This is a genomic window from Erythrobacter sp. HL-111, assembly GCF_900105095.1.
Classification (GTDB): domain Bacteria; phylum Pseudomonadota; class Alphaproteobacteria; order Sphingomonadales; family Sphingomonadaceae; genus Erythrobacter.
The window spans coordinates 3,051,024-3,069,957 of the sequence record NZ_LT629743.1 but is presented as its reverse complement, the minus strand read 5'-3'; the positions used below and the strand labels follow the sequence as shown (position 1 = coordinate 3,069,957).

At 66.9% G+C, this 18,934-nt stretch carries 12 protein-coding genes; 6 read left to right on the top strand and 6 right to left on the bottom strand.

The window, feature by feature from the left end; genetic code table 11:
• Positions 1-117: 117 nt before the first annotated feature.
• A complete protein-coding gene (locus BLU08_RS14425) occupies positions 118-462 on the top strand; it encodes a hypothetical protein (protein WP_090200590.1) in 345 nt (114 codons plus the stop codon).
• A 76-nt stretch (positions 463-538) separates the two neighbouring features.
• Positions 539-1,102, top strand: coding sequence for a hypothetical protein (locus BLU08_RS14420; RefSeq protein ID WP_090200588.1), 564 nt, complete (start codon positions 539-541; stop codon positions 1,100-1,102).
• 754 nt (positions 1,103-1,856) lie between these two features.
• On the opposite strand, the gene BLU08_RS14415 is transcribed toward BLU08_RS14420, so the two are convergent.
• Complete coding sequence (locus tag BLU08_RS14415; protein ID WP_090193782.1) at positions 1,857-3,227, bottom strand: IS1380 family transposase; 1,371 nt, start codon at positions 3,225-3,227, stop codon at positions 1,857-1,859.
• A 108-nt stretch (positions 3,228-3,335) separates the two neighbouring features.
• Here BLU08_RS14415 and BLU08_RS14410 point away from each other — a divergent pair, with 108 nt between their 5' ends.
• Positions 3,336-4,739 carry a TonB-dependent receptor domain-containing protein gene (locus BLU08_RS14410; RefSeq protein ID WP_090200586.1) on the top strand — a complete coding sequence of 468 codons (1,404 nt, stop codon included), beginning with the start codon at positions 3,336-3,338 and terminating at the stop codon, positions 4,737-4,739.
• Between the two features lie 117 nt (positions 4,740-4,856).
• On the opposite strand, the gene BLU08_RS14405 is transcribed toward BLU08_RS14410, so the two are convergent.
• Both BLU08_RS14405 and clpB read right to left on the bottom strand, forming a co-directional pair.
• Positions 4,857-5,617, bottom strand: a protein-coding gene (locus tag BLU08_RS14405) for an IS5 family transposase (protein ID WP_090201484.1) whose coding sequence is annotated in 2 segments (ribosomal slippage) — positions 4,857-5,278 and positions 5,278-5,617 — 762 coding nt in all. Because the reading frame shifts where the segments join, the coding sequence is not laid out codon by codon here.
• A gap of 91 nt (positions 5,618-5,708) precedes the next feature.
• On the bottom strand, positions 5,709-8,285 hold the full coding sequence (gene clpB / locus BLU08_RS14400; protein ID WP_090200584.1) for an ATP-dependent chaperone ClpB: 2,577 nt from the start codon (positions 8,283-8,285) through the stop codon (positions 5,709-5,711).
• A 238-nt stretch (positions 8,286-8,523) separates the two neighbouring features.
• Between clpB and BLU08_RS14395 the strand changes: the two genes are divergently transcribed.
• From BLU08_RS14395 to BLU08_RS14385, 3 genes are all read left to right on the top strand, one after another.
• Positions 8,524-10,752: an acylase gene (locus BLU08_RS14395; RefSeq protein WP_090200582.1), complete on the top strand. Its 2,229-nt coding sequence runs from the start codon at positions 8,524-8,526 to the stop codon at positions 10,750-10,752.
• A gap of 133 nt (positions 10,753-10,885) precedes the next feature.
• Positions 10,886-13,774 carry a pitrilysin family protein gene (locus BLU08_RS14390; RefSeq protein ID WP_090200580.1) on the top strand — a complete coding sequence of 963 codons (2,889 nt, stop codon included), beginning with the start codon at positions 10,886-10,888 and terminating at the stop codon, positions 13,772-13,774.
• 220 nt (positions 13,775-13,994) lie between these two features.
• Positions 13,995-14,300: a hypothetical protein gene (locus tag BLU08_RS14385; RefSeq protein ID WP_090200577.1), complete on the top strand. Its 306-nt coding sequence runs from the start codon at positions 13,995-13,997 to the stop codon at positions 14,298-14,300.
• Positions 14,301-14,420: 120 nt separating this feature from the next.
• Here BLU08_RS14385 and BLU08_RS14380 read toward each other — a convergent pair whose 3' ends face one another.
• The 3 genes from BLU08_RS14380 to BLU08_RS14370 all read right to left on the bottom strand — a co-directional run bounded on the left by BLU08_RS14380 (position 14,421) and on the right by BLU08_RS14370 (position 18,916).
• Positions 14,421-14,861, bottom strand: a complete 441-nt coding sequence (locus BLU08_RS14380; RefSeq protein ID WP_090200574.1) for a universal stress protein — start codon at positions 14,859-14,861, stop codon at positions 14,421-14,423.
• A gap of 4 nt (positions 14,862-14,865) precedes the next feature.
• Entirely contained in the window at positions 14,866-16,587 is a 1,722-nt protein-coding gene (locus BLU08_RS14375; protein ID WP_090200570.1) for a cation:proton antiporter, read from the bottom strand.
• A gap of 166 nt (positions 16,588-16,753) precedes the next feature.
• Positions 16,754-18,916 carry a S46 family peptidase gene (locus BLU08_RS14370; RefSeq protein ID WP_090200568.1) on the bottom strand — a complete coding sequence of 721 codons (2,163 nt, stop codon included), beginning with the start codon at positions 18,914-18,916 and terminating at the stop codon, positions 16,754-16,756.
• Positions 18,917-18,934: the final 18 nt, after the last annotated feature.

The window sequence follows — 18,934 nt, the reverse complement described above, 5'->3', positions numbered from 1 at the left end:
CTGCCGGGCTAAAGGAAGGGGCGAGCCTCGCAAGGGCCCGCCCCTTTTCCTTTTCGCCGCCATTTCGCCCGGAGGCCCGCTGTGCTAGGGCCTTGCCCTTACCACGGAAGCCTGCCGATGTTCACGACACCCCTGTTCCTTGCCGCGCTCATCCTGTTCCAGGCCGCGCCCGCCACCATGGCCGAGCCCGCAACTCCACCCGAAACCGGCGCCGACCCCGCGACCGGACAGGTCGATGCGGCAGCCGAGGCCGCGCCGGACGAAGCTGCGAAGCCGGAAAAGATCACCGACCGTTCGCATCCCGATTTCGTGCGCTGCAGGACCGAAGCCGTCATCGGATCGCGCGCCCGGCGCAAACGGACCTGCATGACCAATCGCGAATGGGAACTGCTCGCGCGCCGGGGCAACGCCGCCGCGCGCGAATTCGTGGGCGACAACCAGCCCGGATTTCTGCCCGAATGACCGGATCGCGCAGGGACGCGGGGACGCTCGCCCAGGCGCCCTCGCCTTCCCGCCCCATCGAGGAAAAGACACGAGCATGACGACCTTTCCAAGGCTGCGCCCGCTGGCTGTCCTGGCCGCCGCCCTCCTCGCTGCGCCCTTGGCGTCGCTTCACGCGCAGGACGAACCCCGCGCGCGCGACCGCATCGCCGACAGCCCGCTCGTCGGCACGCTCGCCGCCTGCCGCGAGATCGCCGAGGATGCCGAACGCCTCGCCTGTTTCGACCGGGCGGCCGGCGCGCTGGTGGATGCGGCGGAAGGAGGCGAAGTGAAGGTCGTCGAGACCGAGGAGATCACCGAGGCCCGGCGCGCCCTGTTCGGCTTCTCGGTCCCCAGAGGCGGCATCCTCGCGGTGGACGAGGACGAAGAGGAAGAGGCCGACCGCCTGGTCTCGACCGTCGCCCGCGTGCAGCAGGCAGGCCGCAACGAATGGTTCATCTGGATCGCGGACGGCGGCGCGATGTGGCGGCTGAAAAGCAACTCGATCCGATTCCGCGCGCCCGAAGTCGGCGACACGGTCGAGTTCAAGCCCGCGGCGATGGGAACCTTCTGGGTCAGCTTCAACGGCCGCAAGGGCGTGCGCGGCAGCCGCGTCGAGTAGGCCTGCGCCCGCGAACGGGGTGCGAAACGGGAGCGCAACCGCTTGCGGCGCTGCGGCCTGGCGCTACCGTATCCAACGTCGTTGACCCGGGTGGCGCTGCGGAATCCCATCGGATCGGCGGCGAGCCTGCGCGACAGCCCGCTGAGGTCGTCGGCCTTGTGGACCCGGAACGGGCAGTCGCCTTCGCGGCCGGGATTGACGTGGACGAACAGGTGCTTATCGTCGCGCGAGACGGCCACTTGTTGACAACGTCGCGCAGCGCCCATACCCCGATCGGGACCGGCCGCGTGGTGCAATTCGTGCAAGCGCGTCACAGTGTTGCAACTCGGCGACACCAACTCCCGAAATTGCCGGCTCCCCCTTCCTGAGCTTTTCTTGGACGTTGTGAAGGTTCACTCAACCGCACAGGCGATTCCCGTTCGCTTGTTGCGCCGCTTCGCCGGTGCACCTTGCGTGGGAACTCTGCCCGACGTGAGAGCGGAAGCCGGGCGGCCCGAAGGCCGCGCCCTCCGCTCCATCGAGGAAATCGCCCCAACCCGGGATGGGAGGGCGGAAACGAAAGGGTGCAGATTAGCCTCTCTTATTCACGGCGATGCGGTTGGGCGCCTCTCGGCGCGAGCTTGACGCCACTGCTGCGTGCGGCGGCGTAGAGCGGGCGTGCGGCACCGCTGGCGTCTGTTTCACCGCGCTGTGATCGATGGGCTTTTCTGGTTGAAGGACTTGGCTCGGGGTTTCTGCGGCACTGCCGCGCCCGCTACGTCGGCGCAGGCTTGAGCGCGAGAACGATGGCACGCATCAGATCGGCATCGGGGCACGCAGAGGCGAACGCTACGCGGATTCGGGTGGCGCTTTCCATGACGCGGGCAGCAACCTTGAGCAGCCGCAGGCGCAGGGTCGTAAACTCGGCTTTTGCCAGAGCGGTGGTCTTTGGGATCGCCTGCTGAACGCGCCACAGCAGCCAGTAGGCAGCGGTGTGCAGGATCAGGCGCATCTGGTTGGCGTTCGCCGACCGGCACGAGGTGCGGTCACTGGCCAGCTGGGTCTTGTGCAGCTTGATCAGGTTCTCGGCCTGCCCGCGCGCGCAGTAGAGCGTGTCATAGATGTGCTCGGCCGAGCTTTCGGTGAGCGATGTGACGACGTAGCGGATATCCATGCCCAGCGTGCTGGCCTCGATCCTGGCGACGACGCGGCGCTGGCGGTTCCAGCTCTTCGCGCCGTAGCGGGTCTCGGCATAGCTGCGCAGGACCGGGAGTTGGCACTCGGCGCGGCGGACCGCGCAGGCATCGGCGGCAGTGACGATAACCGGATCAGCGCGCAGCGCGGCGTTGGTCGGCAGACCGAACACGTAATCGACATGGGCCGCCTCGCAGAAGGCCATGACCTCGGGCCGTCCATAATGCCCGTCACCGCGGATGGTGATGTGGGTATCGGGCCAGTGGCGGCGAAGATGGCGCACCAGACGCCGGATATGCCCTGCCGCCTCCTTGCCAGAAGGCGTCTTGCCCGTGCGCAGCAGCATCGCCACCGGCCGGCCCGTTGCCGTGTCGTAGACATGGATCGGCAGGAAGCAGCGCTCCCCATGATGTCCGTTCCAGAAGGAGAGTTGCTGATAGCCGTGCACGACGTCGCAGGTGTCATCGATATCCAGCGTCACCGCCGCCGGCGGAGTGGGGTAGCTGGCGCAGTAGATGTCGATCATGATCCCCAGCATCTTTGCCAGCTCGCGCGTGCTCGGCGCATTCTCCCAGCGGCTCATCGTCGGTTGGCTGGCCAACCCCGCACCCGATCCCGGCAGCTTGCCCAGCGCAAGGCGGAAGCCCGGATCATCGCGCAGAGCGTCGAGATCATCGGCATCCTCATAGCCGCAGGCGATCGCGAACATCCGCGCGCGCAGGATATCTTCAAGCCGATGAACCACCCGAGCAGGATCGCGCGGATCGGCAATACACGCCGCAAGCCGCTGGCAGAGCCCCATCATGCGCTCGGCCTGAGCCAGCACCAGGACCCCGCCATCCGAGGTCAGCCTGCCGCCGTCAAACGCAGCTGTGACCTTCTTGCCGCGCACTGCTGGAAACGAAAATACGGACGCGCTATCATCGCATCCGGCGGGTGTGGTCTGTGGCATATTTTGCCCCGTTGCAGGTCTGGCTTAAGCAACCACATTCCTACAACAATGCAAATGCTTACGCCACTCCCGCCAACCCGTCAGACCACCGCCGGTGAATAATCCGGGCTGGGCTTCCTCTCCGGCACGACGGATGGTTTCTTCGAGCTTCCGGGCGGGCCCGTCGGGTACGTGGTCGGTGGCGAATACCGCCGCGAAGATGCGTTCTTCCAGGCAGACCAGGTCATCGAAGACAACCTGACCTTCACGAACCCGTTGACGCAGTTCAATCCGGAGCGCCCCTTCGAGGTCAAGGAAGCCTTCGCCGAAGTTGATTTCCCCATTCTCTCGGGCGTCCCGTTCTTCGAAGAACTCTCGTTTAGCGCCGCAGGCCGTGTTTCGGACTACACCGGTCCGATCGGCACGACCTACGCTTACAATCTCGGTGCGCGCTGGTCGCCGACCCCTGACCTTTTGTTCCGGGCGAATTACGGCCGAGCGGTCCGAGCTCCGAATTACACCGACACCGCCGGTGAACCCAACGTGACCTTCATCTCCGTTACCGACCCTTGTGCCTCCACGCGCATCGACCAAGGATCGGAATTCCGGCGGGCGAACTGCGAGGCTGATCTCGGTGCCATCCTCGATGACCCGGGGTTCCAGCAGGTGGCGAATGCGACCGTCTCCACCAGAGGCCTGAACGGGAACAACCCCGATCTTTTCGAGGAAGCTTCGATTTCGTACACGATCGGCGGGGTCTATCAGCCGAGCTGGCTACCCGGCTTCGCGGTGACCTTCGATTACTACAACATCGAAGTGGAAGATGTCATCGCATCGGTGGCGGGTAACACGATCATCGCGACCTGCTACGATCTTCCTGATCTCGACAACCCTTTCTGCGGCAACTTCGAACGTAATGGGACGGGTATCGGTCCGGAAGGCGAAGAGCCGGGGCAAGTTCTGCAGGGCTCGATCCTGCAGTCGCCGCTGAACTTCGCCAGCCGGATCCGCGAAGGAATCGACGTCGATGTTTCCTATAGGAAGTCGCTTTCCGAAGATGTCTTCGTGAACGCGCGCCTTCTCTACACGCATGTGATGACGTCGAGCAACTTCCAGGATCCGACTAATCCAAACTTCGAGAACCGTATTCTCGGGGAACTCGGTGACCCACAGAATCAGTTTGTCTTCGACTTGGACCTGACCTTCGGTGCGGTTACTTTCGGCTATGGTGCACGGTATATCGGACCGCAGCTTACGACCTCGTTCGAGGCTCAGAACCCGCTCAACGGTCAACCTCCGCAGAACCCGGATGCGAGCTTCCCGCTGGAGTATCCCGAAACCCTGTACCACGACATTCGACTGGCGTTCCAAATCGAAGATGCGGAGGGCGAACCCTCGTTCGAGTTCTTCGGGGGCGTCGAGAATCTTCTTGGTACCAATCCGCCGCTCGGCCTCACCGGCACTGGCGACGGAAGCGCGATCTTCGAGGTCTTCGGTCGGCGTTACTTCGCCGGGGTTCGCGCCCTGTTCTAAGTTCTGCATCGCATAAACATATAAGGGCCGGATCAGCGATCCGGCCCTTCTTTTTTGCGGGTGTCCAGCTTCAGGCCGAACCACCGTTGCATTTGCAAACCAAACTAGGCTCAGGACTCATTGCGGCAGCCAGAAGATGACGGTTGCTGCGATGCAGATGGCGGACATGAAGGTGTGCGCGCAGCGATCGTAGCGGGTGTGGATCCGGCGCCAGTCCTTGAGTTTGCCGAACATGTTCTCGACCTTGTAGCGTTGGCGATAGAGGGTCGTGTCGTGCGGGATGGGCACCTTGCGGTTCGCCTTTGACGGGATGCACGGAGCAATGCCGCGCTGCTCCAGAGCGGCGCGAAACCAGTCAGCATCATAGCCCCGGTCGGCGAGCAACGCCTTTGCCTTCGGAAAGGCATCGATCATCAGTGCAGCGCCCTTGTAGTCGCTCATCTGCCCTTCACTGAGCAGCATGATCAGCGGGCGGCCCTTGCCATCGCAGACGGCGTGGAGCTTTGAGTTCAAGCCACCTTTGGTGCGCCCGATACGTCGGGATAGAGCCCCTTTTTTAGCAGGCTTGCTGCTGTCCGATGCGCCTTCAGATGGGTGGCATCGATCATCAGCTGATCGGGCTTCCCGCCCTTGGCGGCTAGCTCGGCGAAGATGCGGTTGAACACGCCCAGGCGGCTCCAGCATATGAAGCGATTATAGATCGTCTTGTGCGGACCATAACCGACCGGCGCATCACGCCAGCGCAGCCCGTTCCTGATCACAAAGACGATGCCGCTCACGATCCGCCGATCATCAACCCGCGGAATGCCGTGCGACAGTGGGAAATAGGGCTCAATCCGGCGCATCTGCGCCTCGCTCAACAACCACAGCTCGGACAACAGCAACACCTCCCTGGTGCCGCCATTGAATCAACCGATTGCCTCCCGCGCAAGCGATTTAATGGGTCCTGAGCCTAGGTTGCCCGGAATTTCATAGCGGCGTCATTCGCAAGGCCCCGTCGCCCTCGTCGATGGCGAGCACCATGCCGTCGGTCACCTTCCCTTCGAGCAGCATCTCGGCGAGGGGGTCCTGCAGGTAGCGCTGCACCGCCCGCTTCAGCGGGCGCGCGCCATAGACCGGATCGTAGCCGACCCGCCCGAGCCAGCGCAGCGCGGCGTCGGACAGTTCCAGCGTGATCTTGCGATCGGCGAGCAGCTTCTGCACCCGCCCCACCTGGATCGCGACGATCGGGGCCATGTCCTCCTGTCCCAGCCGATGGAACAGGATGATCTCGTCGAGCCGGTTGAGGAACTCGGGCCGGAAATGGCCCCGCACCACGTCCATCACCTGCGGCTCGACATCGGTCACGGTCTGGTCGTCGGTCATGTTGGAGAGATACTGGCTGCCGAGGTTCGAGGTCAGGATGATCAGCGTGTTGCTGAAATCCACCACCCTGCCCTGCCCGTCGGTCAGCCGCCCGTCGTCCAGCACCTGCAACAGCACGTTGAAGACATCGGAATGCGCCTTCTCGACCTCGTCGAACAGCACGACCTGATAGGGCCGGCGGCGCACCGCCTCGGTCAGCACGCCGCCCTCTTCGTAGCCGACATAGCCCGGGGGCGCACCGATCAGGCGGGCGACGGCGTGCTTCTCCATGAATTCGCTCATGTCGATGCGGACCATCGCCTGGTCGTCGTCGAACAGGAATTCGGCGAGCGCCTTGGTGAGTTCGGTCTTGCCGACCCCGGTCGGGCCGAGGAACAGGAAGGAGCCGAGCGGCCGGTTCGGGTCCTGCAATCCGGCGCGCGCGCGGCGCACTGCCTTGGACACCGCGGTGACGGCCTGTTCCTGCCCGATCACGCGCTGGCCGATGATGCTTTCCATCTGCAGCAGCTTGTCGCGCTCGCCCTCCAGCATCTTGTCGATCGGGATGCCGGTCCAGCGGCTGACGATGCCGGCGATGTCCTCCTCGGTCACCTCCTCGCGCAGCAGGGCGTTCTCGCTCATCGCCTCGGCCTCGGCGAGCTGCTTTTCGAGCTGCGGGATACGCCCGTAGGACAGCTCGCCCGCCTTGGCGAGATCGCCTTCGCGCTGGGCCTGTTCGAGTTCGAGCCGCGCCGCGTCGAGCTGTTCCTTGATCCGCCCTTCCGCCTCGATCTTGTCGCGCTCGTTCTGCCAGCGGGTGGTCAGTTCGCTGCTCTCCTGCTCGAGATTGGCGAGCTCCTCGCGCAGCACCTTGAGCCGCTCTTTCGAGGCGTCGTCGTCCTCCTTGGCGAGCGCGCTCTCCTCGATCTTGAGCTGGATGATCCGCCGATCGAGCGCCTCGATCTCCTCGGGCTTGGATTCGACCTCCATCCGGATGCGGCTTGCCGCCTCGTCCATCAGGTCGATCGCCTTGTCGGGGAGGAAGCGGTTCTGGATGTAGCGGTCCGACAGCTTCGCCGCGGCGACGATGCTGCCGTCGGTGATCCGCACGCCGTGGTGGAGTTCGTACTTGTCCTTGATCCCGCGCAGGATCGAGATCGTGTCCTCGACGCTCGGCTCCTCGATATAGACCGGCTGGAACCGCCGCTGGAGCGCGGGGTCCTTCTCGACATATTTCTGGTATTCGTCGAGCGTGGTCGCGCCGATGCAATGCAGCTCGCCGCGCGAGAGCGCGGGCTTGAGCAGGTTCGAGGCGTCCATCGAGCCTTCGGACGCGCCCGCCCCGATCAGCGTGTGCATCTCGTCGATGAACAGGATGATGTTGCCCTCGGCATTCTTGACCTCGTCGAGCACGGACTTGAGCCGCTCCTCGAACTCGCCGCGATATTTCGCGCCCGCGATCAGTGCGCCCATGTCCAAGGCCATCAGCGTGCGGCCCTTGAGGCTGTCGGGCACGTCGCCGTTGGCGATGCGCAGCGCGAGGCCTTCGGCGATCGCGGTCTTGCCGGTGCCGGGTTCGCCGATCAGGGCGGGGTTGTTCTTGGTCCGGCGGGCGAGGATCTGCACCGTGCGGCGGATTTCCTCGTCGCGGCCGATGACGGGATCGAGCTTGCCGTCGCGCGCGGCCTGGGTCAGGTCGCGGGCGTATTTCTCCATAGCGTCATAGGCGCTTTCGGCATTGGCGCTGTCGGCCCTGCGCCCGCCGCGCAGGTCCTCGATCGCGGCGTTGAGCGATTGCGGGGTGACGCTCGCCGCCTTGATCGCCGCGCCCGCATCGCCCGGTGCCATGGCGAGCGCGGTCAGCAGGCGTTCGACCGTGACGTAGCCGTCGCCCGCCTTGTCCGCGAGCTGTTCGGCGCTGTCGAGCACCCGCACCGCGTCGTTGTCGAGTCCGGGCTGCTGCTGCGCCCCGCCGCCCGTCACCTGCGGCACCTTGGCGAGCGCCGCATCGACCGCGCTCACCGCGAGCGCGGGCTGGCCCCCGGCGCGCTGGAGCAGGCCCGCCGCCATGCCTTCTTCGTCCTCGAGCAGGGCCTTGAGGATATGCGTCGGGGAAATCCGCTGGTGATTCATGCGGATCGCGATGGTCAGCGCGCTCTGGAGGAAACCCTTGGCGCGGTCGGTGAACTTTTCGAGATTCATGAGAGACCCCTCATTGGATAACCGGATTGCCCTTTCCAGATAATGTTGCATTTCTGCAACACAAGTGCCGTTCTCCTCTTGTCGTGCCGCGCCGCCGATCCCGCTTGCGATGCCGCCCGGTGTATCGCCCGGATAGGTGGGCCCGCCCGCGGCGCTCGGCAAGACCCTGTCCCCTTGACCCGCCGCGAACGCGCCCGCATTGACACGACGCAATCGATCTCATGCTCCGGGAACCTTCATGAAGTGGCTGAAAAGAGGCGGGCTCGCGCTCGCCGCCGTGCTCGTCCCGGCCTTCGTCGCGCTGGCAACCTGGGAGCCGTTCTTCGCGCGCGAGACCACCGTACCTGCGCAGCGCACCTACACTGCCGAGATCGTGCGCGACGAATACGGCGTGCCGCACATCTACGGCCAAACCGATGCCGATGTCGCCTATGGCGTCGCTGTCGCCCATGCGGAGGACGATTTCGCCACCCTGCAGGACGTCATCGCCATGTCGAAGGGCCGTTACGGCGCGATCGCGGGCGAGGAAGGCGCGCAGTTCGATTACATCTACCACCTGCTCGACGCGCGCGGGACGGCGGAGCGCGAATACCCGGAATTGCCGGCGGACACCCGCGCCCTGTTCGAAGCCTACGCCGCCGGGCTCAACCGCTTCGCCGAAGAACACGCCGAGGAGGTCAAGCTCGGCAATCTCTTCCCGGTCAACGGCGAGGACGTCGCCGCCGGTTTCGCGCTGCGCCAGCCGTTCTTCTTCGGGCTCGGCAACATCATCGAGCCGCTGGTTTCCGGAAAGCCGCTGCGGCGCGAATTCGGGCCGGACATTCCCGGCTTCCCGCGCGAGATCGCGCCGCGCCAGCCCGAGGGCGAGAGCGCGCGGGAAGTCGCGCGCACCGCCCGCACCGTCCTGCCGCTGGGCGACGATGCGGGGCTGCTCGGCTCCAACGCCTTCGCGGTCGCGCCGGAGAAATCGGGCGGGCCGACGGTCCTCGTCTCGAATTCGCACCAGCCGCTGCGCGGCGGGGTCGCGTGGTACGAATTCAGCGTCGAAAGCGAGGAAGGCTGGCACTTCACCGGCGCCAATTTCCCGGGATCGCCCTTCCCCTTCCTCGGCCACAACGAGCATCTGGGCTGGACCAACACGGTCAACCGGCCCGACATGGTCGACATCTACGAACTGGTGCTGAACGAGGACGCGAGCGCCTACCGGCTCGACGGCGAATGGCGCGATCTGGAAACGCAGTGGGTGACGCTGCCCGTGCGCATGGGGCCGGTCGTCCTGCCGATCCGCCGCGCGGTCCATCGCAGCGTGCACGGCCCCGTCATCCTGCGCGAAGGCGAGGACGGCAGGCAGGAGGGTTTCGCGATCCGTTATGGCGGGATCGGCAGGATCGACCAGCTCGACGCCTATTACCGCCTCAACAAGGCGACCTCGCTGGAGGAATGGGAGGGCGAGCTTTCCCGCATGGCGATCCCCTCGACCAATTTCATCTATGCCGACCGCGAGGGCAACATCGCCTATGTCTACAATGCCGCGATCCCCGACCGGCCCGAGGACGTGGAGGCGAACTGGCGCGGCGTGCTGCCGGGGGACCGTTCGGACCTGATCTGGCACGGTCCGGTCGGATACGAGGAACTGCCGCGGCTGGTGAACCCGGAAAGCGGGTGGATCTACAACGCCAACAACGAACCCTTCACCGCCGCGGGCGCGGGCAGCGATCTCGATCCCGAGGCGTTCTCCCCCGTGCTGGGGATCGAGCGCAAGCAGACCAACCGTTCGCGCCGCGCCTACAAGCTGATGAGCGAGGCCGAGGTGCTCGACCGCGCCACGCTCGAGGCGATCAAGTACGACCGCGCCTATGAACGCGAGGGCTATGTCGCCGTGCTGTGGGACGCGCTCGAGAACCTCGAGGCGGACGGCGAACTCGCCGAAGCGCGCGACCTGCTGCTCGGCTGGGATTTCACCGCCGACAACGACGGGCCTGCCGATGCGCTCGCGCTGCTGATGATCCGCGACTTCATGTCGGCCGAATACCAGAACAAGCATGAATGGCCCGACGCGGGCGAGGAACTGGCGAAGCACGTCGCCCACCTGAAACGGCATTTCGGCCGGATCGACCCCCCGATGAGCGAGCTTCTCCGCCTGAGGCAGGGCGACAGGGACCTTCCGCTGGACGGCGGCTCCGACACGCTGCGCGCCTCCACCACCTGGGAGGTCGAGGAGGACGGCCGGCTAAGCCTCGTCCATGGCGATAGCTTCATCCAGTGGGCCGAATGGCCCGCGGACGGAGGCCGGGTGCGCTCGCGCTCGATCCAGCCCTTCGGCTCGGCGACGACGCGGCCCGACAGCCCGCACCATACCGACCAGATGGAACTCTATGCGGCCAAGCGCCTCAAGCCGGTCCGTTTCTGGCGCGAGGACGTGCTGGCCAATGCCAGGAGCCGGCAGACCGTCACCAACGCGCCGTGAACGCCCCGCGGCGCCGCTCGGCGCTGGTCGAGGAAACCGGACGCTCCGTCGAACGCGGCGCAAGCGCGCTTGATCGCCCCCGGCGCGGTTGTAGGGTGCGCGCAGCTAAACTCATGATTGGGAAACAGGATTCATGAAACCCAGGCTTTTCACCGCCAGCCCGCTTGCCTTGGGCGCGGCGCTCGCCCTCGCCGCCACCGCGCCCGCTGCGCCCCTGTTCGCGCAGGCCGCAACGGAAACGCAGGCGCCCGGGATCGAGGCCGGCGCCGACCTCGAAACCCTCGTCGAACAGGTCGCCATTCCCTATGAGCGCTTCGAACTCGACAACGGCCTCACCGTCATCGTCCACGAGGACCGCAAGGCCCCGGTCGTGGGCGTTGCCGTGTGGTACAATGTCGGCTCCAAGGACGAGCCCGAGGGCAAGACCGGCTTTGCCCACCTGTTCGAGCACCTTATGTTCAACGGGTCGGAAAACGCGCCGGCCGACTATTTCCAGTACCTCCAGGAAATGGGCGCGACCGATTACAACGGCACGACCAATTTCGATCGGACCAACTATTTCCAGACCGTCCCGCGCCCCGCACTGGAACGCGCGCTGTGGCTCGAAAGCGACCGGATGGGCTACCTGCTCGGCGCGGTCACGCAGGAAAAGCTCGATAACCAGCGCGGCGTCGTCCAGAACGAGAAGCGCCAGGGCGACAACCAGCCGGGCGGGCTGGTCTTCTACGAGGTGCTCGAGACGCTGTTTCCCGAGGGCCACCCCTACCGCCATTCGGTGATCGGTTCGATGGCGGATCTCGACGCGGCCTCGATGGAGGACGTGCGAGACTGGTTCACCGACAAGTACGGGCCGAACAACGCGACGCTGGTGCTGGCGGGCGACATTTCCCCCGCAGAGGCGCGCCCGCTGGTCGAAAAATGGTTCGGCGCCATCGATCGCGGGCCGGTCAACACGCCCGCCGCGGCCGACATCCCGGTGCTGGAGGAGGACGTGCGCAAGGTCATGAAGGACCAGGTCGCCGCGGCGTCGATCACGCTTTACTGGCCCGCGCCGGGCATCACCAGCGAGGAGCTGACCGCGCTCGACGTGGGCACCCGCATCCTCGGCGGGCTCGCTTCCAGCCGCCTCGACGAGATCCTCGTGCGCGACGAACAGCTCGCGGTGGGCGTCGGGGCGCGCAATTACGACTATCAGCGGGTCGGCATCCTCAATGTCAGCGCGACGCTGAAGGACGGCGTGCCGCTCGACCGGCTCGAGGCGCGGCTGAAGCAGCTGATCGACTGGTTCATCGAGACCGGCCCGACCGAGGACGAGGTGCGGCGCGCGGCGACCAGCCGGCTTGCGGGCACGATCCGCGGGCTCGAACAGGTCGGCGGCTTCGGCGGCAAGGCGGTGACGCTGGCGCGCGGCGAAGTTCTCGCCGGAACGCCCGAGTTCTACGCGAAGCAGTTCGAAACGCTCGCCACGCTTACCCCGGCCGACGTCAAGGCGGCGATGGAGAAGTGGCTGACGCGGCCCGCCCTGACGCTGGTGCTCGAACCGGGCGAGCGCGAGGAGCAATACGAGGAAGCCGCCAGCGTCGCCTCGGACGAGGGCACCGCCGGCGAGCGCGAGGGCGCAGCCGAGGCGATCACCGTCTCCAAGGAGCGCCCCGCCCCGCCGATCGACGCGGTCGCGACGCTCGACTTTCCCGAGCTCGAGCGCGCCACCCTCGCGAACGGGATGGAGCTGACCTATGCCCGGCGCGACGCGGTCCCCGCGACCTATGTCACGATGAGCTTCGACGCGGGCGGCGCGGCCGATCCCGCGGCCATGCGCGGCCTCGAAAACCTCACCCTCAACCTGTTCGACGAAGGCACGAAGGAACTGACCGCCCAGGAAATCGCCGAGACGCGCGAACGGCTGGGGGTCGACATCACGACCGGCGGGGACGACGATCGGTCGACCTTCACCCTGTCGGCGCTGTCGGCCAACCTCGCGCCCTCGCTCGAACTCTTCAGCCAGGTCATCCGCGAACCGGCCTTCGGCGAGAAGGACATCGCCCGCCTCAAGTCTCAGACGATCACCGGCATCCGCCAGCAGATGAAATCGCCGCAGGGCCTCGCCGGCCGCGCGATCGGGGTCGAACTCTTCGGCACCGACACGCCCTATGGCGGCGTCACCACGGTGGAGAGCGTCGAACGCATCACCCGCGATGACATTCTCGGCTTCAAGGACCGCTGGATCAGGCCCGACAACGGGGAGGTCTTCGTCGTCTCCGACCGGCCGCTGGCCGAGATCGTCAGCCGTCTCGACGCGGCCTTCGGCGACTGGGTCGCGCCGGGCGTGCCGAGGGGCGAGAAGGAATTCTCCACCCTCGCCGAAACCGAGGTCGAGGGCGGCCGCATCGTTCTCATCGACCGGCCCAATTCGCCGCAGAGCTTCATCCTCGCCGCGCAGCGCACCGATCTTTCGGCGCGCGATCCGGACTGGGTCGATTTCACCAATGCGAACAATTCGCTGGGCGGCAATTTCCTCGCCCGGCTCAACATGAACCTGCGCGAGACGAAGGGTTGGAGCTACGGCGTCAGCGGCTTCCCGCAGGCGCGCGAGAACGCGGTGTCCTATCTCGTCGCGGGCGGCGTGCAGGCCGACCGGACCGGGGATTCGATCGCCGAGATGATCCGCGAGACGAGCGAGTTCCTGACCACGCGCGGCGTGACCGAGGACGAGCTCGTCCGCAACGTCGCCTCCGAAGTGGGCGCACTGCCGGGCCGCTTCGAAACCTCGCGCGCCGTGCTCGGCGCGATGCAGTCGCTGGCGCTCTACGATCGCCCGGACGATTACTACGAAACGCTGGTCGCCCGCTACGAGGCGCAGACTCCCGAACGCCTCGACGCGGCGGCGCGCGCCGCGCTCGATGTGGAGGACTTCGTCTGGGTCGTGGTCGGCGACGCGGCGAAAGTGAAGCCGCAGCTCGAATCGCTCGGCCGGCCGATCGAGGTCCGCCCGATGGAGGGAAGCTCGCCCGAGGGCGACTGACGCCAAGGCCCGCCAGTGACGCTACGGCCTGCGAAGGACGGGCCGCGAAGGGGCCGACAGGGGCGCCTTTCGCGCCCCGTTTCGCGCCCGTTTCCGGTTGAACGCGTCCCCGCGCCGTGTAAGGAATTGCCGCGAGCCAGCAGGGCCGGGAAGGCCGGCCAGTTCGACATTCATCGCGGCGGGCGAAGAGAGGCCCTCCGCCCGACCCAAGGAGAACGAGATGTCCGTTGCAGGAACCTACAAGACCGTCGTGAAGAGCCCCATGGGCGACCAGACCGGCACCTTCACCGTCGTGCCCGGCGATGACGACGACAGCTTCACCGGCACGATGGCCGGCGGCATGGGCCAGATGGAGGTCGAGGACGGCAAGATCGACGGCAACACGCTGACCTGGAAGATGAACATGACCGTGCCGATGCCGATGACGCTCGAATGCGAGGCGACGGTCGACGGCGACCAGATGACCGGCACCGTCAACGCCGGCGCCTTCGGTGCGATGCCGCTGACGGGCCAGAAGGAAGCCTGACTTCCGCCTTCCCTTTGCGATCGGTGAAAGGGCCGCCGGAGCATCGCTTCGGCGGCCTTTTTCCTTGCAGGAGGCCGGCGCAAAGCGCCCGCGCGCGGTGATCGATCGCCGCAAAGGCGCTCAGCCGCGCGGCGGTTCGGCCCTGACCACCACCACGTCGCACGGCGCATCGCGCACGATCGCGCCGGTCTGCGTGCCGAGGACCATCCGCCCCAAATCCATCCGGTGCGCGCCCACCAGGATCGCGTCGACACCGAGCCTTCGGGCCAGCGCGCCAACCTCGCGCGCGACACTCCCCGCCGGGGCGAAGACGCCCGCGACCCGCTCCCCGCAGCCCGCCGCGGCGGCGAGCCCCTCAAGCTCTCGCTCGGCCGCCTGCTGCTGCTGGAGGTCCCAGGTCTCGGGCAGCGCGCGGGCGTAGGAGACGGGAAGATCGGGCCGCACGTGGACCAGCGTCAGCCGCGCGCCCGCCTCCTGCGAAAGCGCGGCGGCGCGGCCCATCACCACCGCGCTGCCCGCCTCGTCCTCCAGATCGATCGCCACCAGCACGTGTGCATACATCGCCTCACACCTCCTCGCTCGGCCGCTCCAGCGCGATCCGGCGCTGGATCACCGCCTCGTCGGTCCCGAAATCGCGCAGCAGCACCTCGGCGAGGCGCAAGGACCCCTCGACCGTCTCGGGCACCGCGAAGCTCGCCCCGAGATCGAGCAGCCGTTCGGCATGGCCCGTGTCGCGCGCGCGGGCGAAGATCGGGAGCGAGGGCGCATGGCGCCGGATCTCGCGCGCCAGCGCCTCGGTCGCCTCCTCGTCGCCGATCGTGATGACCAGCGCGCTCGCCCGGTCGAGCGCGCTTTCGCGCAGCACGTCGAGCCGCGCCGCATCGCCCAGCCGCACCGGGCGGCCCTCCTTCTGCGCCTTGCGGGCGAGGCCCGCGTCGCGTTCGATCACGAGATAGCGGATGTCCTGCCGGTCGAGCACCGAGGCGATGATCCCCCCCACCCTGCCATAGCCCGCGACGATCACGTGCCCGGCGATCGCATCGTCGATCATGTCGAGTTCGTCCTCGCTCAGCCCCTCGGCCGGTTCCAGCCAGCGCGCCGCGCGGCGGGCCAGCCAGTCGAGCCCCGGCGTCGCCAGCATCGTCAGCCCGACCACGATCAGCATGAACTGGGCGATGTCCGGCGCGAGCAGGTCGACCGTCACCGCGAGCCCGATGACGAGGAAACCGAATTCGCCCGCCTGCCCGAGCATGATCGCGACCTCCCCCGCGCGGTGCCGCGGCAGGCGCCAGGCGAGGCAAAGCGCGAAATTGACGGCGATCTTGAGCAGCACGAGGCTAACCGCCGAGGAGAGGATGAGGAGCGGCTGGTCGAGCACCACGCGCCAGTCGATCCCCATGCCGACCGACAGGAAGAACAGGCCGAGCATGAGGCCCTTGAACGGCTCGATGTCGACCTTGACCTGGTGGCGGAACTCGGTCTCGGCGATCAGCAGGCCGGCGAGGAAGGCGCCCAGCGCCATCGACAGCCCGGCATAGCCCGTCACCGCCGCCGTCCCGACCGCGATCAGGAGCGAGATCGCGACGAAGCTCTCGCGGCTGTCGGCCCGCGCGACCATGTGCAGCAGCGGGCGCAGCAGCAACCGGCCCGCGACATAGATGATCGCGACCGTCAGCACCGCTTCGCCGAGCGCGATGCCGAGGCCGAGCGCGGCGTTCTCCATCGCGACCGAGCCCAGCACGCTGACCGCGAACAGGATCGGGACCACGGCGAGGTCCTGCATCAGCAGGATCGAGAACGTCGCCCGCCCCGCGCTCGTCCCGAGCCTCCCGCCCTCGACCAGCAGGGCGGTGACGATCGCGGTCGACGACAGCGCGAGGCACGACCCGAGGATGAGCGCGGTGGCGAGCGGGTTGCCCCAGGCGTAGGCAATGCCCGCGATCACCGCCCCGGTGACGAGGATCTGCGCGCTGCCGAGCCCGAAGACCAGCCGCCGCATGGTCCACAGCCGCTCGAACGACAGCTCGAGCCCGATCACGAAGAGGAGGAAGATGACCCCCAGTTCGCCCAGCGCCGCGACCCCTTCGAGATCGGTGATGACGAACCAGCCGATCGGCTCCCAGCTGTCCGCCAGCAGGCCGAGGCCATAGGGGCCGATGAGGCTGCCGAGAAGGAAATAGCCGAGCACCGGGCTGAGCCTGCGCTGGAGGATCGGCACCAGCACCCCCGCGGCGACGAGGAAGACCAGCGTTTCGCGGATGTAGGGGATGTGGATGTGGGATTCCATTGGACCCTGTCTCAGCGAAAGCGGCCGCGCTGGCAAGCGACGGATTGCGCCGCGCCGCCGGCGCGAGGCGGCGCCGCGCGCGTCCTGTCCCTTCGCTACGGCAGGCCCGCAGGGCTCCCCGCGCGGCAGGCGCGCGGGAGCGCGAACGCCCCCGCCCGCCGTCACCTCAGCGCACGATGTCCATTTCCTCGATCAGGCGCCCGGCGCCGTCGATCTTGTCCATCACCCACAGCATGTAGCGCGTGTCGACATGGATCGTGCGGGTCGTGCGCGGGTCGAAATCCCAGTCGGAATTGACGCTTTCGAAGGTCCCGTCGAACAGCAGCCCGACCAGTTCCGCGCGCGCGTTGAGAGTGGCCGAACCGGAATTGCCGCCCGTGCTGTCGAGGTCCGAGAGGAAATTGACCGGGACCGAGCCGATGCTTTCGAGGGCATAGGGTCCGTAATCCTTCGCCTCGACCGCGTTCAGCAGATCGGCGGGTGCGTTGAAGGGGTCTTCGCCCGTGTCCTTTTCGGTGATGCCTTCCAATGTGGTGAAGGGATAATAGGCCATCCCGTCCCGCGGCGATCCGCCCAGCACCTCGCCATAGGTGACGCGCAGGGTCGAATTCGCATCCGGGTAGGTCAGCACGCCGCTTTCGCGCTGCCAGGCGGTGATCGCTTCCATGTAGGCCGGACGCAGCGCGAGCGCGCGGCCCGCGCGGGTCTTGGCCTCGGTCTCGAGCTGGAAGCCGTAATCGTAGAGCGCGACCGCGAGTTCGAGGAAGGGATCGTCCGACGCCTCGATCTGCCCGGGGGTGGCCTCCATCAGGGCAAGGCGCGTCTCGGCATCGTCGAGCGATGTCCCGGCATAGAAACGATCGATCAGGCCCGGCAGGTCCTCCGGCGCGGTCGCCTGCGTGATCCCGAGCGCGGCGTCGAACGCGGCGACGCGCTCGGCGGCGGGCTGGGCGAGGTAGCCGCGCAGGAAGAGCAGCCATTCGGCCTTGTCCACCGCAGGGTCATAGCGCCGCTCGAGCGCCTGCAGGCCCTGGCGGAAGAAGCCCATGTCGCGTTCCTGGTAGCCGGGTTCGCGCTGGGCGTTGTCCTTCTGCCGCTCCTTCGACAGGCGATAGAGCCGCTCCGCCACGCCGAGCAGCGCGGGCCGGGTCGCGTTGTTGTACCAGAAATTCGTCCGGATCGCCGCCGCGCTTTCCTCGGACAATCGGGCGAGCTGCGCGATCGCCTCGCCGTATTCGGCGCGCGCCGGGTCGGCGTCGATCCACGCCGCCAGCGCTTCCTCGCGCGCGCGGCGCCGTTCGACCAGGCCGACGCGCCGCGCGCCCTCGATCTGGCCGCGCAGGTTCTTCTCGAAATTATTGAGCCCGGCAAGACGGCTTTCGTACTTCACCCGCGCGTCGCTGCCCTCGGGCGCGACCTGTTCGATCGTGGCGATCCATTCGGTCAGCAGCTGCTGGAAGGTGGGATAGGTCCAGCCGAACGTGTTCTCGACCTCGGCCATCAGGGTGTAACGGCTGGTCGAACCGGGATAGCCTGCCGCCATCACGAAATCGCCTTCGTCCAGCCCCGCCGCGCTCACTTTCAGGTGGTGTTCGGGCTCGTAGGGGACGTTCTCCTCGGCATAGTCGGCCGCCGAACCGTCAGGCGCGACATAGGCGCGGTAGAAGGCGAAGTCGCCGGTGTGGCGCGGCCACATCCAGTTGTCGATGTCGCCGCCGTATTTCCCGATGGAATCGGCGGGCGCATAGACGAGCCGCACGTCGCGCACCTCGAGCCGCTTGATCAGCTTGTATTCCGCCCCGCCATAGAAGCTCGCGACCTGGCAGCGGTGGCCGGGGTCTTCCTCGCATTCGGCGGTGATGTCCTTGGAGCGCTGCTGGACGAGTTCGTAGCGTTCGAGCGGCTCCATCCCTTCCGTGCCCTCGCGCACGCGGCCGGTCACGTCGGTGACCTGCGTCGTCACGTAGATGCGCGAACCCGGAGCGGCGGGCAGCTCCTCGCCCAGCGCGTTCGCGAGGAAGCCGTTTTCGAGGTAGTTGTTCTCGGCGGTCGAATTGTACTGCACCGATCCGCGCGCGCAGTGGTGGTTGGTGACGACCAGCCCGGTGGGCGAGACGAAGCTCGCCGAACAGCCGCCGAGCGAGACGATCGCGCCCATCGGAAAGCCGGTAAGGTCGGCGAGTTCTTCCGCGTCGATTTCCAGCCCGGCCTGCTCGAGCGAGCCGGCGATTTCCTGCAACTGGTCGGGGGTGAACATGCCTTCCTTGGCAGAGAGCGGCGAGGCTGCAACCGACGCGAGGAGCGTCGCGGCAAGAAGCTTGCGGGTCATGATGGGGTAAGTCTCTCT

What these genes read in the sequence shown, in the direction of transcription:
- BLU08_RS14425 (WP_090200590.1), top strand. Translation starts at nt 118, where the DNA reads ATGTTCACGACACCCCTGTTCCTTGCCGCGCTCATCCTGTTCCAGGCC.
- BLU08_RS14420 (WP_090200588.1), top strand. Translation starts at nt 539, where the DNA reads ATGACGACCTTTCCAAGGCTGCGCCCGCTGGCTGTCCTGGCCGCCGCC.
- BLU08_RS14415 (WP_090193782.1), bottom strand. Translation starts at nt 3,227, where the DNA reads ATGCCACAGACCACACCCGCCGGATGCGATGATAGCGCGTCCGTATTT.
- clpB (WP_090200584.1), bottom strand. Translation starts at nt 8,285, where the DNA reads ATGAATCTCGAAAAGTTCACCGACCGCGCCAAGGGTTTCCTCCAGAGC.
- BLU08_RS14395 (WP_090200582.1), top strand. Translation starts at nt 8,524, where the DNA reads ATGAAGTGGCTGAAAAGAGGCGGGCTCGCGCTCGCCGCCGTGCTCGTC.
- BLU08_RS14390 (WP_090200580.1), top strand. Translation starts at nt 10,886, where the DNA reads ATGAAACCCAGGCTTTTCACCGCCAGCCCGCTTGCCTTGGGCGCGGCG.
- BLU08_RS14385 (WP_090200577.1), top strand. Translation starts at nt 13,995, where the DNA reads ATGTCCGTTGCAGGAACCTACAAGACCGTCGTGAAGAGCCCCATGGGC.
- BLU08_RS14380 (WP_090200574.1), bottom strand. Translation starts at nt 14,861, where the DNA reads ATGTATGCACACGTGCTGGTGGCGATCGATCTGGAGGACGAGGCGGGC.
- BLU08_RS14375 (WP_090200570.1), bottom strand. Translation starts at nt 16,587, where the DNA reads ATGGAATCCCACATCCACATCCCCTACATCCGCGAAACGCTGGTCTTC.
- BLU08_RS14370 (WP_090200568.1), bottom strand. Translation starts at nt 18,916, where the DNA reads ATGACCCGCAAGCTTCTTGCCGCGACGCTCCTCGCGTCGGTTGCAGCC.